Origin of the sequence: Actinoallomurus iriomotensis (genome assembly GCF_030269445.1) — a bacterium.
Taxonomy (GTDB): Bacteria; Actinomycetota; Actinomycetes; order Streptosporangiales; family Streptosporangiaceae; genus Actinoallomurus; species Actinoallomurus iriomotensis.
Genome location: NZ_BSTJ01000002.1, coordinates 222,822 through 238,241, shown reverse-complemented (window position 1 = coordinate 238,241; position 15,420 = coordinate 222,822). Strand labels below are relative to the sequence as shown.

The 15,420-nt window shown below is 73.9% G+C and carries 12 protein-coding genes and 1 pseudogene; 6 read left to right on the top strand and 7 right to left on the bottom strand.

All coding sequences use genetic code 11. The features are described 5' to 3' along the window. Position 1 precedes the first annotated feature (1 nt). Positions 2–544 (top strand): hypothetical protein, encoded by a 543-nt coding sequence (locus QSK37_RS09955; protein WP_285619207.1) that lies wholly within the window; start codon positions 2–4, stop codon positions 542–544. Positions 545–593: 49 nt separating this feature from the next. Here QSK37_RS09955 and QSK37_RS09950 read toward each other — a convergent pair whose 3' ends face one another. Beyond that, positions 594–1,409: an SAM-dependent methyltransferase gene (locus QSK37_RS09950; RefSeq protein WP_285581135.1), complete on the bottom strand. Its 816-nt coding sequence runs from the start codon at positions 1,407–1,409 to the stop codon at positions 594–596. 174 nt (positions 1,410–1,583) lie between these two features. Here QSK37_RS09950 and QSK37_RS09945 point away from each other — a divergent pair, with 174 nt between their 5' ends. After that, entirely contained in the window at positions 1,584–2,450 is an 867-nt protein-coding gene (locus tag QSK37_RS09945; protein ID WP_285619206.1) for an alpha/beta fold hydrolase, read from the top strand. Between the two features lie 3 nt (positions 2,451–2,453). Here the strand turns inward: QSK37_RS09945 and QSK37_RS09940 are convergent, their stop codons facing one another. Continuing rightward, the gene (locus QSK37_RS09940; RefSeq protein ID WP_285619205.1) at positions 2,454–3,326 is read right to left on the bottom strand and encodes a LysR family transcriptional regulator; all 873 of its coding nucleotides are present in this window, start codon (positions 3,324–3,326) and stop codon (positions 2,454–2,456) included. A gap of 72 nt (positions 3,327–3,398) precedes the next feature. Between QSK37_RS09940 and QSK37_RS09935 the strand changes: the two genes are divergently transcribed. Further along, positions 3,399–4,313 (top strand): DMT family transporter, encoded by a 915-nt coding sequence (locus QSK37_RS09935; RefSeq protein ID WP_285619203.1) that lies wholly within the window; start codon positions 3,399–3,401, stop codon positions 4,311–4,313. 17 nt (positions 4,314–4,330) lie between these two features. Here the strand turns inward: QSK37_RS09935 and QSK37_RS09930 are convergent, their stop codons facing one another. Next, positions 4,331–4,969: a flavin reductase family protein gene (locus tag QSK37_RS09930; RefSeq protein ID WP_285619202.1), complete on the bottom strand. Its 639-nt coding sequence runs from the start codon at positions 4,967–4,969 to the stop codon at positions 4,331–4,333. Positions 4,970–5,220: 251 nt separating this feature from the next. On the opposite strand from QSK37_RS09930, the gene fes reads away from it, so the two are divergent. Next, positions 5,221–6,465: an enterochelin esterase gene (fes, locus tag QSK37_RS09925; protein ID WP_285619201.1), complete on the top strand. Its 1,245-nt coding sequence runs from the start codon at positions 5,221–5,223 to the stop codon at positions 6,463–6,465. 24 nt (positions 6,466–6,489) lie between these two features. On the opposite strand, the gene QSK37_RS09920 is transcribed toward fes, so the two are convergent. Then, entirely contained in the window at positions 6,490–10,383 is a 3,894-nt protein-coding gene (locus QSK37_RS09920) for an amino acid adenylation domain-containing protein (protein ID WP_285619200.1), read from the bottom strand. A 92-nt stretch (positions 10,384–10,475) separates the two neighbouring features. Here QSK37_RS09920 and QSK37_RS51660 point away from each other — a divergent pair. Then, positions 10,476–10,556 (top strand): annotated as a pseudogene (locus QSK37_RS51660) (helix-turn-helix domain-containing protein); the annotation flags it as partial. 50 nt (positions 10,557–10,606) lie between these two features. Beyond that, entirely contained in the window at positions 10,607–11,626 is a 1,020-nt protein-coding gene (locus QSK37_RS09915) for an RNA-guided endonuclease InsQ/TnpB family protein (protein WP_285619199.1), read from the top strand. Positions 11,627–11,670: 44 nt separating this feature from the next. Here the strand turns inward: QSK37_RS09915 and QSK37_RS09905 are convergent, their stop codons facing one another. From QSK37_RS09905 to QSK37_RS09895, 3 genes are read right to left on the bottom strand one after another with little or no spacing between them, the layout of a single operon-like run. Next, on the bottom strand, positions 11,671–12,537 hold the full coding sequence (locus QSK37_RS09905) for an isochorismatase family protein (protein WP_349497952.1): 867 nt from the start codon (positions 12,535–12,537) through the stop codon (positions 11,671–11,673). A gap of 11 nt (positions 12,538–12,548) precedes the next feature. Continuing rightward, the gene (locus tag QSK37_RS09900; RefSeq protein WP_285619198.1) at positions 12,549–14,198 is read right to left on the bottom strand and encodes a (2,3-dihydroxybenzoyl)adenylate synthase; all 1,650 of its coding nucleotides are present in this window, start codon (positions 14,196–14,198) and stop codon (positions 12,549–12,551) included. Beyond that, positions 14,195–15,400 carry an isochorismate synthase gene (locus QSK37_RS09895; protein ID WP_285619196.1) on the bottom strand — a complete coding sequence of 402 codons (1,206 nt, stop codon included), beginning with the start codon at positions 15,398–15,400 and terminating at the stop codon, positions 14,195–14,197. Before QSK37_RS09895 ends, QSK37_RS09900 begins: the two co-directional genes overlap by 4 nt. Positions 15,401–15,420 lie beyond the last annotated feature (20 nt).

Sequence of the window (15,420 nt, the reverse complement as noted above, 5' to 3'; positions counted from 1 at the left end):
CATGACGTTCATGGATCAGCTGCCGACCCTGGCCGGTGTGATCGTCGGCGCCGTCGGCTCGTACGCCGCGTCGAGTCTCACCGAGCGGGCCCGATGGCGGCGGGCGCACGCCGAACGCTGGGACCAGCCGAGGTTCCAGGCCTACGCGAGTTACGCCAACCTTCTGAAGGCCCAGCTCCGCATCTCACTGAGGATCGGGGCGGCACGAGGCTTCGACCATGTCGTGGATCCCCTGGATCCGGAGGAGGGGCTGCAGAGGCTCGCCGAGGCGGAGTCGCGACGCGCGGCCGAATGGGAGTCCATGCTGCTGGTCGGCGACGCGTCCACCGTCGCCGCGGCCCGGACCTGGCATGAGGCCGTGTGGGCCGTGGAGTCGTACGCCCGCGGCCTGAAGGACGACTCGGCCGGCTGGGAGGGCGCGCTCAGGCGGGCGAGCCAGGCCAGAGACGCCTTCTATCACCACGCGCGCAGGGATCTCGGGATCGAGGGCCCGCCGCCGCCCTCGGGGAACTGGCCGAGATCCTGGGCCGACGAACCGGCCTGATCAGCGTACGGACATGCGCCGAACCGGTCGGCGTACGCCCCGCCGGCCGTCACACCTTGCGGGCCACGCCGCCGAACGTGGACACCTCGGACGGCGGGCCGAACGGGCTGGGCTCGGGCCGCCAGCGTGACACCGACACCACGCCCGGCTCCAGGAGTTCGAGGCCGTCGAAGAAGCGGGCGAGCTGCTCGGGACTGCGGAGCAGGTAGGGGACCGCGCCGCCCGAGTTGTAGCGCCGGTGGGCCTCCTCGCGCGCCTTGTCGACGTCGGTGCCGTCGCTGAGCACCAGGTGGCTGCCGGGCGGCAGGGCGTCCAGCAAGCGGTCCAGGATCGACCGTGCCTCGTCGTCATCGCTGATGTGCGCCATGATCCCCAGCAGGATCAGGCCGACGGGCCGGCTGAAGTCCAGGGTGCGGGCCGCCGCCTCCAGGATCGTCTCCGGCGCGCGGACGTCGGCGTCGATGTAGTCGGTGGCGCCCGGCGGTGTGCTCGTGAGCAGGGCGCGCGCGTGCGCGAGCACGAGCGGGTCGTTGTCCACGTAGACGATCCGGGACTCCGGGGCCACCCGCTGGGCGATCTCGTGGGTGTTGTCGACCGTGGGCAGGCCGGTGCCGATGTCCAGGAACTGCCGGATCCCCACGTCATCGGCGAGGTGGCGGACGGCGCGGGCGAGGAAGTGCCGGACCGCTCGCGCGACCTCCGGCATCCCGGGGAAGATCTCGCAGAACGCGTCACCGGCCTCGCGGTCCGCCGGGTAGTTGTCCTTGCCCCCGAGCCAGTAGTTCCAGATCCGGGCCGAGTGCGGGACGCCGGTGTCGAACGCGGACTGCGGTGTCCCGGTGGGGCTGAGCGAGTCGTCGGTCACGGAAACTCTTCCCTCAATGGCGCGATCTTCGGACATCTCCGAATTACGGGTATCCAACCGTTGTGACGCTGAAACCATTATTCCGGGTCGTTCGCCCGGCCGGACCGATGAGTTTCGCCGGCGCTCGAAGTCCGCACCGGGGAAGGACGAGGATCACCGGCAGGGAGAGCGACCATGACCGAACCGAAGACGGACACGCTGGCCGTACCCGGCGCCGTGCTGCACTACGACGTCCGGCGCCACGACTCCGGCGACCACCCGGTCCTGCTCCTCATCGGCTCGCCGATGGGCGCCGCGTATTTCGCCACCCTGGCCGGGCACTTCACCGACCGTACGGTCGTGACCTACGACCCGCGCGGGGCCGAGCGCAGCAGGCGTACCGACGGCGCCGCCGAGTCCACACCCGACGAGCACGCCGACGACCTGCACCGGCTGATCGCCACGCTGGACGCCGGCCCGGTGGAGATCTTCGCCAGCAGCGGCGGAGCCGTCAACGCCCTGGCCCTGGTGGCGCGGCACCCGGAGCAGGTCCGCACGCTCGTGGCGCACGAGCCGCCCGTGTCGCAGGAACTGCCGGACCGCGCGCCGGTGCTGGCCGCGTGCGTCGACATCCACGAGACGTACCTGCGCGGCGGCACGGGCCCCGCGATGGCGAAGTTCATCGCGCTCCTCAGCCACGAAGGACCGGTCCCGGACGGGTTCGCCGACCGGCCGGCGCCCGACCCCGCCGCCTTCGGCCTGCCGGCCGAGGACGACGGCTCCCGCGACGATCCGCTGCTCGGGCAGAACATGGTGTCGTGCAACCACTACCGGCACGACTTCGCGGCGCTGCGCGCGGCGCCGACCCGGATCGTCATCGGGGTGGGCGCCGAGTCCGGCCGGGTGCTGACCGGCCGCGCGGCCGTGGCAGTGGCCGACCGCCTCGGGACGAGGCCCGTGACGTTCCCGGGCGGCCACGGCGGGTTCCTCGGCGGTGAGTACGGCGGTGGCGGCGAACCGGACGCGTTCGCCGCCACCCTCCGCGAGGTCCTCGCCGGCTGACCTCTAGGCGGGCACAGCGTCCATGCCGTCCAGGCCTTCCACGATCGCGGTGACGGCCGGATGCCAGGGGCGCCCGGGCGGGCCGGTGAGCACCAGCCGGCGGGTGCTCTCCTGGGCGAGGGGCACCATGACCAGCCGTGGGACGAGCATCGCACCGGCCAGGGCCGGGACGATCGAGACGCCGATCCCGGCCCGGACCATCGCCATCAGCGTGCCCATGTCGCGGATGCGGTGCGTCGGGTCGAACGGAACGCCCGCCCGGCGGTGCAGCTCGCGGATGTGGCGTTCGCAGCCGCCGAGCGAGAGCAGGAACGCGTCGTCGGCGAGGTCGGCGACGTCGACGGCCGCCTCGCCGGCGAGCGGATGGTCGGCCGCGAGCAGGGCGTGGAAGCGGTCCCGGCCGATGGTCGCGCCCGGCCCGGGCGGCGGGTCGACGAGGACGGCGAGGTCGACGGTGCCGTCGCCGAGCCAGCCGCCGACCTCCTCGTCCTCGCCCTCGAACAGGGTGATGTCGACCCGGGGGAAGTCGGCGCGCCACCGGGTCATCAGCTCGGGCAGCAGACCCTGGCACACCGTGGTGGGCGCGGCCAGCCGGAGACCGCCGCCCGGCCTCCCGTCCCGCTCGTCCGCGAGGTCGTGGATGGCGGCCGCCGCCGCGACCGCGGCACGAGCGTGGGGCAGAACGCGCTCGCCGAAGGCGGTCGGCCGCGGGGGCGCCTGGCGGGTGAGCACGGCCGAGCCGAGGCCGCGTTCGAGCGCAGCGACCGCGTGGGAGACGGCGGACTGGCTGATCCGCAACGTCTCGGCCGCCGCGCCGAACCCGCCCTCGTCGAGCACCGTCACGAACGCCCGCAGCTGGCTGAGATTCAGGGTCATGAGTGACTCTCATGAGAGGTGGCGCGCTACTTGTTGGACTCATAGTGCCAGTCCGGCGCATCATCCGATGCCGTGATCGAGCTACGACGAACGCGAGCGGCGCGCCGGACGGCCGGCGACGGCGCCGGGCCGCGCTGGATTCCGGGCTTCGCACTGCTGTCGCTGGTCTGGGGTGCGAGTTTCGCGCTGATCAAGATCGCGGTGGACGCGGGGGTCGCGCCGATGTGGGTGGCCCTGTGGCGCTGCTTCTTCGGGGCCGTGGCCCTGGGCGCGGTGTGCGCCGTACAACGGCCGGCACAGCCGCGCGACCGGGCGACGTGGGCGCACGCGCTGGTGGTGGCGCTGCTGTTCAACGCGGTGCCGTTCGCGCTGTTCTCCTACGGCGAGACGCGGGTCAGCTCGGTGCTGGCCGGCGTCTGGAACGCCACCACCCCGCTGACCACGCTGGTCTTCGTCCTCGCGCTGATGCCGGGGGAGCGGCCCACCGTACGGCGCGTGCTCGGCCTGCTGACCGGGTTCGGCGGCGTCCTGGTGGTCCTCGGCGTCTGGCACGGGCTCCGGGGCGGCACGATCTCGGGCGACCTGGCGTGCCTGGGCGCGACCACCTGTTACGGCGCGGCGTTCGCCTACACGCGGAGGTACTTCTCCGGCCGGGGCGACGCGGCGCCGGCACTGGCGCTGACGCAGGTCCTCTGCGCGACCGTGGAACTGGCCCTCGTCACGCCGCTGCTCGCCGGGCCGCCGTCATGGCCCGGCGTGCGCGCCGGCGTCGCCCTGGTGGTGCTGGGCGCCGCCGGCACCGGGCTGGCCTACATCATCAACCTGTCGGTGATTCGCGCGGCGGGGACGACCGTGGCCGCGTCGGTCACCTACGTCACTCCGGTCTGGTCGACGCTGCTGGGCGCCTGGCTTCTCGGGGAGCCGCCGGGCTGGAACACCCTCGTCGGCGGCGCACTGGTGCTGGCCGGTGTGGTCGTGTCGCGGTGAGGCGTCCCCGGGCGGCCTCAGACGGCGCTCGGCCGGAGGCGGTGCGGCATCTGCCAGCCGCCGGCGAGCCGCGACGGGTGCACGTTGTGGCCGCCGCCGAAGAACTCGCAGAACTTCATGATCAGCGGGTCCCAGCCGACCGGGTCCACATAGTGCGTTCCCGGAATGACCAGGTCCTCCTCGACGTGGGACCGTACGACCTCGACCTCGAAGGCGGTCGCGTGCGCCGAGTCGCCGCCGAACGGGTGCGTCGCGACGAGCCGGCACTCCAGCTGGATCGGGCACTCGGCGACCCGGGGCGGCGCGACCAGCTCCGACGGCTGCTCGGTCAGTCCCGCCACGGCGAACTTGCCCGGCTCGTGCCGGTAGCCCTGCCGCGCCTTGTACTCGGGCACGACCGGCTTGCCGGTGGTGAGCGCGAGCCGGTCGACGGCCTCGGCCATCGCCGACGACGGCAGGTTCAGGACGCACTCGCGTTCGCGCCGCAGGTTCGCCGTCGTCTGGCCGCTGTCGCCCAGACCGAGCATGCAGTTGCGGCCCAGCCACCAGGCGGACGACATCGGCGCGAGGTTCGCGGTGCCGTCCTCGTTGCGTGAGCTGATCAGTACGACCGGAGTGCCGAAGTACAGCACCTTCAGATCGGGATCGATGTGCACTCTTCCGTCTCTCGTCCGGTGAGGGAACGGCCCCGGCCGGGACCGGTCACCACTGTGCGTGACACCGGCCCGCGGTCGCTGGCGGGAATCCGACCTCGCGTTCGGCGGGGGCGAGCGGCCGGTGTCTCGGGGCGCGGTCCGCCCCCTGGGCCGTGGCATCTGGACGGTACGCTCGACCGCGAGGTGGCCGGGGGACGCGGCCCCCGCGCCGATCTCGCCGTCCTCCGGGAGCCAGCCGTATGTTCGCCTCCGTGCCGCCCGTGGGCGCCCCGAGCCATCCGCCCCGATCGGCGCGGCCGCAGCCGGTGCCCCGGCTCGCCGATCCGGTGCTCGCCCTGCCCGGCCCGGATGACGTCGCGGAGTTCTGGGCGGACGTCCGCCGGCGCGGCACGCCGCTGGTCGCGCCCGACCCGCGGGGCGGCCCGGGCCGGCTGGCCGTGACGTTCCTGTGGCGGGGCACTCCCGCCACGCGCGCCGTGCAGGTGCTGCCCAACAAGCTCGGCGACCCGCGTGACCCCGAGCGCAACCTGATGGAGCGCGCGCCCGGCACCGACGTGTGGCACTGGACGGTCCGGCTGCGCGACGACTGGCGCGGCACCTACGACTTCTTCGTCGACGAGGGCGGCGGCCCGGAGCCGGGCGGGCCCGACTACTGGCGATGGCTCCGCACGCGGCGCCGGGCCGACCCGTTCAACGCCCGTACGCTGCCGCGCCGCTGGAGCGGCGACCCCGTCTCCTACGCCGAGCTGCCGGCCGCGCCGCGCGCGGTGCACTGGGAGCCGCGGCCGGACGTCGCGCGCGGCGCCGTGGCCGAGCACGAGGTGGCGAGCGAGCACCTCGGCGGCCACCGGCGCGTCTGGCTGTACACCCCGCCGGGCGCCGAGTCCTCGGCCGACCTCCCGGTCCTCGTCCTGCTCGACGGCGAGCACTGGCAGCCGCGGCTCGGCGTCGCGCGCCTCCTCGACAACCTCATCGCGGACGGGCGGATCCCGCCGCTCGCCGCCGTCCTGCCCGACTCGGTGGACGGCGACACCCGGTGGGCGGAGCTGACGTGCCGGCCGGAGTTCGTCGCCTTCCTCACCGACGAGCTGCTGCCCTGGGCGGCCGCGCGGCTGCCGCTCACCGACGACCCCGCCCGTACCGTGGTGGCCGGGCAGAGTCTCGGCGGGCTCACCGCGGCCTTCGCCGGGCTCTCGGCGCCGCACCGTTTCGGCAACGTCCTGGCCCAGTCGGGGTCGTTCTGGTGGCCCGACGGCCCGGAGCCGGAGTGGCTCACCGGCCGCATCGCGCACGGCCCCCGGCTGCCGGTGCGCTTCTGGCTCTCCTCCGGCGAGCAGGAATGGGTGCTGCTCCCGGCCGCCCGCCGCCTGCGCGACACCCTCGCCGCCGCGGGGTACGACGACGCCGTCTACCGCGAGTTCAACGGCGGCCACGACTACCTGTGCTGGCGTACGGAACTGGCCGACGGCCTGGCGGGCCTGCTGTCCGGCGGCTGAGCAGGAACGCACCCGCCAGGCCGGTCAGGGGCCGAGCTCCTTCAGGCGCGCGGCCAGCACCGCGGCGATGTCGTCGAGCCACCGGTCGCGGATCAGCTCGGGATGGGTGCAGGGCAGGTCGTGGTCGGCGATCGAACCGGTCACGTGCGGTGCCCACGCCTCGCGGGTGAGCCAGTCCTCGGCCCGGGGCGCGGCGGCGGTGAAGAACAGCAGGTCACCGTCGTAGACCCGGTGCCGGTGCTCGCGCATCATGCGCGCGTGGCCGGGCACGATCTCGACGATTCTTGACAGCGTGCGGTCGCCGAGGCCGGCGAGGGGGCTGCCCGCCCGGCGCAGTGTGGCCAGCACGTCCTCGCGGTCGCGTTCGTCCGTGCGCTCGAAGCCGGCCATGCGCAGCACCGCGGTGAGGGCGTCGCCCTCCTCCGGAGCGGGCCGCTCGCGCCACTGCTCGGCCGGGAACGCGTCGAGCAGCGCCACCAGGTCGACCCGTTCACCGGCCTCCTGGAGCGACACGGCCACCTCGTGCGCGAGGACACCCCCGACCGACCAGCCCAGCAGCCGGTACGGTCCGTGCGGCCGGACCGCGCGGATGCGGCGGACGTAGCCGGCCGCCTGCTCGCGCAGCGTGCGCGGCAGCGGCTCCTCGCGGACCAGACCCGGGGCCTGGACGCCGTACACGGGCTGGTCCGGGCCGAGGCGCGCGGCCAGGCCCGCATAGCACCAGGCGATGCCGCCCGCCGGATGGAACGCGAAGAGCGGCGGCCGGTCGCCGTCGGCGCGCAGCGGCAGCAGGACGTCCAGCGCGTCCTGCGACGCCGGTGCCGCCCCGTCGAGGCGCGCGGCGAGCGCGGCCGGGGTCGGCGCCTCGAACAGCGAGCCGATCGTCAGCTCGGTCCCGAGTTCCTCCCGCACGCGCGACACCAGCCGCGCCGCCAGCAGTGACGTGCCGCCCAGGTCGAAGAAGGCGTCGTCGGGGCCGACCCGCTCGACCCCGAGCACCTCCGCGTACAGCCGGGTCAGTGTCGCCTCGTGCGGTCCGGACGGCGGCCGCGCGTTCCCGCCGCCGGTGAACTCCGGGGCGGGCAACGCGTCGCGGTCCAGCTTGCCGCTGGGGCTCAGCGGGAAGGCGTCGAGGGCGACGACCGCCGCCGGGACCATGTGCTCGGGAAGCACCCGCGCCAGCTCCGCCCGCACGGACGCCGGGTCGGCGCCGCCCGTGACGTAGCCGACGAGCCACTGCCGTCCCGGCCGGTCCTCCCGCACCACGGCGCAGGCGCCGTCCACGCCGGGCCGCGCCGTCAGCGCCGCCTCGACCTCGCCTAGCTCGACGCGCTGTCCCCGCAGCTTCACCTGGTGGTCGGTGCGGCCCAGGTACTCCACCTCGCCCTGCTCGGTCCAGCGGGCCAGGTCGCCGGTCCGGTACATGCGCCCGTCCGCTGGACCGTACGGGTCGTCGACGAACCGTGACGCCGTCAGCTCCGCGCGGTTCAGGTAACCGTCGGCGAGCTGCCGTCCCGCCAGGTAGAGCTCGCCCGGCACGCCCGGCGGGCAGGGCCGCAGCGCCGCGTCGAGCACGTACAGGCGGGTGTTCCAGACCGGCCGGCCGATCGGCACCGGGCCGGAGCCGTCCGTCGCGCAGGCGTGGTAGGTGACGTCGACCGCCGCCTCCGTCGGCCCGTACAGGTTGTGCAGTTCGACCCCGGGCAGCGCGCGCCCGAAGGCGTTCGCGGTCTCGCGCGGCAGCGCCTCGCCGCTGCAGAAGACCCGGCGCAGGCCGCCGCACTGCGACACGTCGGCCTCGGCCAGGAAGACCTGGAGCATCGACGGCACGAAGTGGCAGGTGGTGACGCCCTGCTCCCGGATCAGGCGGGCCAGGTAGGCCGGGTCCCGGTGGCCGCCGGGCTCGGCGACGACGAGCGTCGCGCCCTCGCGCAGCGGCCAGAAGAACTCCCACACGGACACGTCGAACGACGACGGTGTCTTCTGCAGCACCCGGTCCTCCGCGGTCAGCCGGTACTCGTGCTGCATCCAGCGCAGCCGGTTGTCGATCGCCCGGTGCGAGACGACGACGCCCTTGGGCCGTCCCGTCGAACCGGAGGTGTAGATGACGTACGCGGTGTGTGCGGGCGTGAGCGGCCGGGCGGGATCGATCGGCGGGTACGCGGACACGTCGAGGCCGTCGAGGGCGACGACCGGGGTGCGGGTGTCGTCCGGGAGACGCCCCTCGTGGTCGGTGACCGCGCACACCGGCGCGGCGTCCTCCAGCATGAACGCCAGCCGCGGGGCCGGATAGCCGGGGTCGAGCGGCAGGTACGCCGCGCCCGTCTTCAGCACGGCGAGCAGGGCGACGATCAGCTCCGCCGAGCGCGGCACCGACACCGCCACCACCGCCCCGGGCCGGGCGCCGAGGGACTGCAGGTGGCGGGCCAGCCGGTTCGCGCGAGCGTTCAGCTCCGCGTACGTGAGGCGGGTGTCGCCGTACACCAGCGCGGTCGCGTGCGGGCTCCGTATCACGCGCGACTCGATGGGCCCGATGAGCGTCGTCGGCGGCACCGCGTGGTCCGTGCGGTTGAACTTCTCGACGACGCGGACGTGTTCGGCCGGCGTCGCGATGCCGTGCGCGGACAGCGGGGCCGACGGGTCGACACCGGAGAGCCGGTCCACGAGGTGGAGGAGGCGCTCCTGGTGCGCGGCGAGCGCGGCGTCGTCGTACAGCGCCGGGTTGCCGTCGTGGTCGACGCGCAGGCCCCGGCCGTCGGCGCGGTCGTAGACGTTGACGGTGAGGTCGTCGACGGGACCGGCGGACAGGTTCCGCGCCCGCGCGGGCGCGCCGGCGAAGTCCACGCCGTAGTCGAAGGGCATGACGTTGACGAGGGGGCCGACCAGCCCGCGGTTCCCGCCGAGGAGGCCCAGGTCGCGGCGGATGTCCTCGTAGCGGTAGCGCTGGTGACGGCGCAGCTCCCGGATGCCGAGCACGACCTGCCGGACGAGCTCGGCGAACGTCGCCTCGGGGGAGACGGTGAGCCGCAGCGGCAGCACGTTCATCACCATCGCGGGCACGCGCAGCGCGACCGACCCCATGCGGCCCATCATGGGCAGCCCGAGCACCACGTCGGTGCGTGCGGTGGCGCGGGAGGTGTAGAGGGCCTGCGCGGCGATCAGGACGTCCGGCCAGGTCGCGCGGAGCCGGCCGGCGAGAGCGCGCACGCGTTCGGCGGACTCGGGCGGCAGGTACGCCGTGTGACGCAGGAACGTGCGGGAGGACGCCGCGCCGCGTCCGGCGAGCCGCGGAGGCTCGGGCGGGTCGGCCAGGGACTCCGCCCAGTGGGCGCGGTCGGCGGCGAAGGCGTCCGAGGAGCGGTACTCGGCGTCCTGCGCGACGAGTTCGGCCAGGGACCCGAAGGTCCGCGGGCCGGGCTCCTCGCCGCGTGTGAGCGCCCCGTACACCTCGGCGGTCCGCCGCACGAGCAGGGAGTAGCCGTAGCCGTCCATGACGATGTGGTGGATGCGCTGGTACCACAGCCACCGCTCCTCGCCGACGCGGAGCAGGGCGTGACCGAACAGCGGGCCGGCGGCCAGGTCGACGGGCTCGGCCAGGTCGGCGCGCATCCACTCCTCGGCCCGCCGGCCGGCGTCACCGGTCCGGTGCAGGTCCCGTACGGTCAGCGGCGGCTCGACCGCGGCGCGCACGTGCTGGCGCGGGCCCTCCGGCGTGTCCTCGACGCGGACCCGCAGCGCGTCGGTCTCGGCCACCACCCGCCGCAGGGCCGCGGCGAACAGCTCCGGGTCCAGCGGTCCGTCGATCTCCAGGCACTCCGCGGTGTTCTGCGCCGGGCTGAGCGGGTCGAGCGCCTGCGCGTACCACATGCCCGACTGCGCCGCCGTGAGCGGCAGCACGGTGTTCGCCGGGTCGGTCATCGGTTCCGCGGTGTGGGGACCCCGGCCTTCGGGCCGGGGTCCCCACACCGCTCCCTCCTCAGAATGTCGGTGGTGGTGGTTAGCGTGCTGGTATGCGATTTCGGCTTCAGCCCACGTCCGCTCAGGAGGCGGTGTTGCTGGAGCACTGTGCGCATGCCCGGTATGTGTGGAATCTGGCGTGTGAGCAGCATCTGCATTGGCGGCCGGGGCGGGGTCTCAGACGGTGCAGCAGCAGGCGTTGCGGGATTTCGCTCAGGCCATGGCGCGTTTCTTCGCTGGGACGCATCGGCGTCCGAGGTGGCGTAAGGCGGGGGTGCATGAGGGGTTCCGGATCGTGGGCCGCCGTGGGGGCCAATGGGATGTTCGGCGGCTGTCTCGCAAGGTCGGTGAGGTTCGGATTCCGAAGGTGGGCTGGGTGCGGTTCCGCTGGTCCCGCGACGTCCCCGACGAGGCCAGGTCGTTCCGGGTGAACCGGGATCGGGCGGGCCGCTGGCATGTCTGTTTTGCGGTGATCCCACCGCCGGTCGAGGGGCCGGGTACGGGTGCGGTCGTGGGTGTGGATCGTGGTGTGGCTGTCTCGGCCGCCCTGTCTACCGGTGAGTTGTCCTCGGTGCCGGGCCTGCGCGACAGCGAGGCCGAACGCCTGGGGCGGCTGCAACGCCGGCTGGCCCGGGCGCAGCGGGGGTCGAACCGGCGCAGGCGTATCAAGACCGCGATCGCCCGGTTGAAAGCCCGCCAAACCGACCGTCGCAAAGATTGGGTCGAAAAGACTTCCACCGATCTGGCTCGCCGTTTCGACCTGATCCGCGTCGAAGATTTGAAGATCGGGGCCATGGTCCGTTCGGCGCGCGGCACGATCGCCGCGCCGGGGGTGAACGTGCGAGCCAAAACGGGACTCAACCGTTCCATCCACGCGGCCGGATGGGGCCACTTGGCGATCCGGCTGGAGCACAAAGCCGCCGGCCGGGTCGAAAAGATCAACCCCGCGTACACCTCCCAGACCTGTCATGCCTGTGGGCATTGCGCAGCGGACAACCGTGAGAGCCAAACGGTTTTCCGCTGTCGCGCCTGCGGGCATGTCGATCACGCGGACGTGAACGCGGCCAAGAACATCGCGGCAGGACGTGCCGTGACGTGCCTGCCCCGACCAACCGACCCCGACCGACCTCCCGTGCGGGGAGCCCTCCAGCCGTTGGGCGGGGCCTTGAACCGCGAACCTCAACCTGTTCTCTCCTCTGCGTAGGGGGATCGGGTTGGAAATCCCCCGCCTTCGAACGGGGGAGGACGTCAAGAAACCCCCAGGAGCGGGGCCCAGGACTCGATGGCCGGTTGCTCGGCGAGGTCGGCGAAGGCCGCCTCGACGCCGTGCTCGCGGCGCCAGCGTTCCAGCAGCGTCATGATGCGCACCGAGTCGATGCCGTAGTCCACGAGGTTCTCGTCGACCGGGATGTCCGCGGGGTCCTCGCCGAGGGAGTCGGCGACGTCGGCGCGGATCCGTTCCACGGTGAGGCCCGTGCCGCCCAGCGGCCCGCTCAGGAGCGCGTCCGTGGTGGTCACGACGGCGCAGCGGCCGGCCGCCCAGCGCAGCGCCATGTCGTGCTCCTCGCGGGAGAAGTCGGCGACGGCGTCGGCGACGACGAACGCCTGGATGTCCCGCATCCAGGCGTCGCAGGCGCTCATCAGCACCCCGATGTGCGCGTACACGCCGACGACGATCAGCTGGTCGCGGCCCGACTCGCGCAGCAGCGCCTCCAGGTCGGTGCGTACGAACGCGCTGTACTTCCACTTGGTGATGACGGTGTCCCCGTCCTCGGGCGCGACCGGCTCCGGCATGGCGAGCGCCTGCGGGTCGTCCGCGACGCCCCGGCCCCAGAAGTCGAGCTGGAGCCCGCGCTCCTCCGGTGTCTGGCCGCCGCGCTGGGCCGAGTAGACGACCGGCACGCCGAGGCGGCGGCAGCGCCGCAGCAGGCCGGTCGTGTTGGCGAGCATGCCGGAGACGGGCTGCTCGCCGGACGGGAACGCGCCGAGGAAGTGGTTCTGCAGGTCGTGGACAAGGAGTACGGCGCGCGCGGGGTCCACGGTCCAGGCGGCGCGGTTGGCGGGCAGCTCGTCCTCGACCGGGAGCGGGTAGGAGGCGATGGCGGGAAGTGCCATGGTGTGGCCTTTCACTGCTGTTCGTGGGTGACCGCGGTGGATCGCAACCGCTTCTTGCTGACCTTGCCGACGCCGGTGTGCGGGAAGGCGTCGACGAACTCGATGAGGTCGGGGACCTTGTAGGCGGCGACGCCGCGCTCGCGGACGAACCGCTTGATGGCGACGGGCTTCAGCGGCTCCGCGCCCGCGCGCAGGATGACGTAGGCGAGGGAGCGCTCACCGAGGTACTCGTCGGCCACCGCGACGACCGACACGTCGTGCACGGACGGATGGGCGAGGATGATGTTCTCGATCTCCGCCGGCGCCACCTTCTCGCCGCCCCGGTTGATCTGGTCCTTGGCCCGGCCCTCGACGACGAGATGGCCGGTCGGGGTGCGGCGGACGATGTCTCCGGTGCGGTAGAAACCGTCCTCGGTGAAGGCCGTCGCGTTGTGCGCGGGCGCCCGCCAGTAGCCCCGGACGGTGTACGGGCCGCGCGTCAGCAGGTGCCCGAACTCGCCCTCGGCGACCTCGTTCCCCGCGTCGTCGACGATGCGGATCTCATCGTCGGGTGAGATCGGCCGGCCCTGCGTGGTGACGACGGTCTCCTCGTCGTCGTCCAGCCGCGTGTAGTTGACCAGGCCCTCGGCCGTGCCGAACACCTGCATGAGCCGGCCGCCCAGCGCGGGCGCCAGCCGCCGTGCCGCCTCCTCGCCGTACTTGGCGCCGCCGACGAGCACGAGCTCCAGGCTCGACAGGTCGTACCTCGTGGCCGGGCCGGCCTCCGTCCACACGAGGGCGAGCGGGGGCACCAGCCCGGTCATCGTGATCCGCTCCCGCTCGATCAGCGGGAAGGCGGTCTCCGGGTCGGGCCGGGGGCACAGCACGACGGTGCCCCCGGCGTACAGCGTGCCCAGCCAGCCGGGCGAGCTCATCGGGAAGTTGTGCGCGGCCGGCAGCACGACGAGGAAACGGGTGTCCGCGCCGACGTCGCAGATCTCGTTCGAGCCCCGCAGCGAGTAGATGTAGTCGTCGTGGGTGCGGGGGATGAGCTTCGGCACGCCGGTGGTGCCGCCCGACAGCTGCAGGAACGCCAGTTCGTGCGGTTCCGGCCCGGCCTCCGGCGGGTCCGCGGCGACGGGCACGTCCGCCAGCGCGGTGTGGACGCCCGGCTCGCCGGCGACGAAGACGTGCCGCAGGCTCGGCGTGCGCTCCTGGACCCGGGCCGCGAGCGCGCGGTGGTCGAAGCCCGCGTGCCGGTCGGGGATGACGTAGGCGACCGCCTCGGTGAAGGAGCAGAAGTAGCCGATCTCCGTGTCGCGGTGCGCGGGCAGCGCGTACACGGGCAGCGCGCCGATCCGGAACAGCGCGAAGACGACCTCGACGAACTCGCCGACATTCGGCAGCTGCAGGACCACCCGGTCGCCCCGGCCGATCCCGCGCGCCGCGAACCCGGCGGCCAGCCGGTCGGCGCGCTCGTCCAGCTCCCGGTACGTCCAGGTGCGCCGCTCGGGCGCCGGGTCGACCAGCGCGGTCCGGTCCGGGTGCGCGGCGGCGCGCTCGCGCAGCATGCGGCCGAAGGTCTCCCCGCGCCAGTAACCCGCCGCGCGGTAGCGCTCGGCGAACTCCGGCGGCCAGGTGGGCGCGTCGACACCCGGCGTGGTGGCCGGTGCCTCACTCACAGGGCGGCCCCCACGGCGTTGAGGAACGTGCGGAACTTGGCGCTCGTCTCGGCGGTCTCGGTCTCCGGCGTGGAGGCGGCCACCACGCCCGCGCCCGCGAACAGCCGCAGCGACCGGCCCTCGGCCTCGGCGCAGCGGATCGTCACGACCCACTCGCCGTCGCCGTCGGCGTCCTGCCAGCCGACCATGCCGGTGTACGGGCCGCGGTCGAAGGGCTCGGACTCGGCGATGACCGTGTGCGCGAGTTCGGTCGGCGTGCCGCACACCGCCGGGGTGGGGTGCAGGGCCGAGGCCAGGTCCAGGGCGGTGACGCCCGGGTCGGCGAGCGCGCCGGTGACGGTGGTGGACAGGTGCCACATGTCCCCGGTGCGGGCCAGCGTCGGCCGCGCGGGCACGTCCAGGCGGGAGCAGAACGGCGCGAGCGCCTCGCGTACGGCGTCCACGACGACGGCGTGCTCGTGCAGGTCCTTCGGCGACTCCAGGAGCGCGGCCGCGCGCCGGACGTCCTCGGCCAGGTCCGCGCTGCGGGGCGCGGAACCGGCGAGCGGGTTGGCGATGAGCCGCCCGTTCCGCCGGGCGACGAGGAGCTCGGGACTGGCGCCGATCAGCAGCCGGCCCGGCGCGCTGGGCACGGCGAACGTGTAGCCGGCCGGGTCGCGGCGGGCCAGGCGGCGCAGCATGGCCGGCAGGTCCGGCTCGCGCGGCGCCGTCAGCTCGAGCGTGCGGGCGAGGACCACCTTGGCGAACTCCCCGGCGCGCATCCGCTCGACCGCGGCGGCGACCGCCGCGCCGTAAAGCTCCGGCGCGGGCACCTCCCGCACCTGCCAGCCGGCGGGCTCGTCCTCGCGTACGGGCAGCGCGATCAGCGGGTCCTGGTGCAGCGGCGGCGCCCACCGTACGGACTCGGGCACGGCCAGCGCGGGCGGCGCGTCCGGGGCGAAGGGCAGCGAGCCGACGACGACCGGTGCCGGGTCGCCCGCGCGCCGCCGTGCGTCGAGGACGTCCCGTACCCGTCGCGTGAGCGGCCGGGCGTCATGGGGCACGTCGGCGGCGGTACCGCGGCCCAGCAGCGTGGCGTGGGGCGAGGCGAGGAACCGGTCGGTGCCGGGCTGGTAGGCGTCGAGCAGGGCGGTCGCCTCGCCGGGTGACAGCAGCCGGGGGCCGGAAGCCGGGGGAGGAGCGTGGTGCAGGGAGGTGGACATGGGGTCTCCAGTCGGGGGAG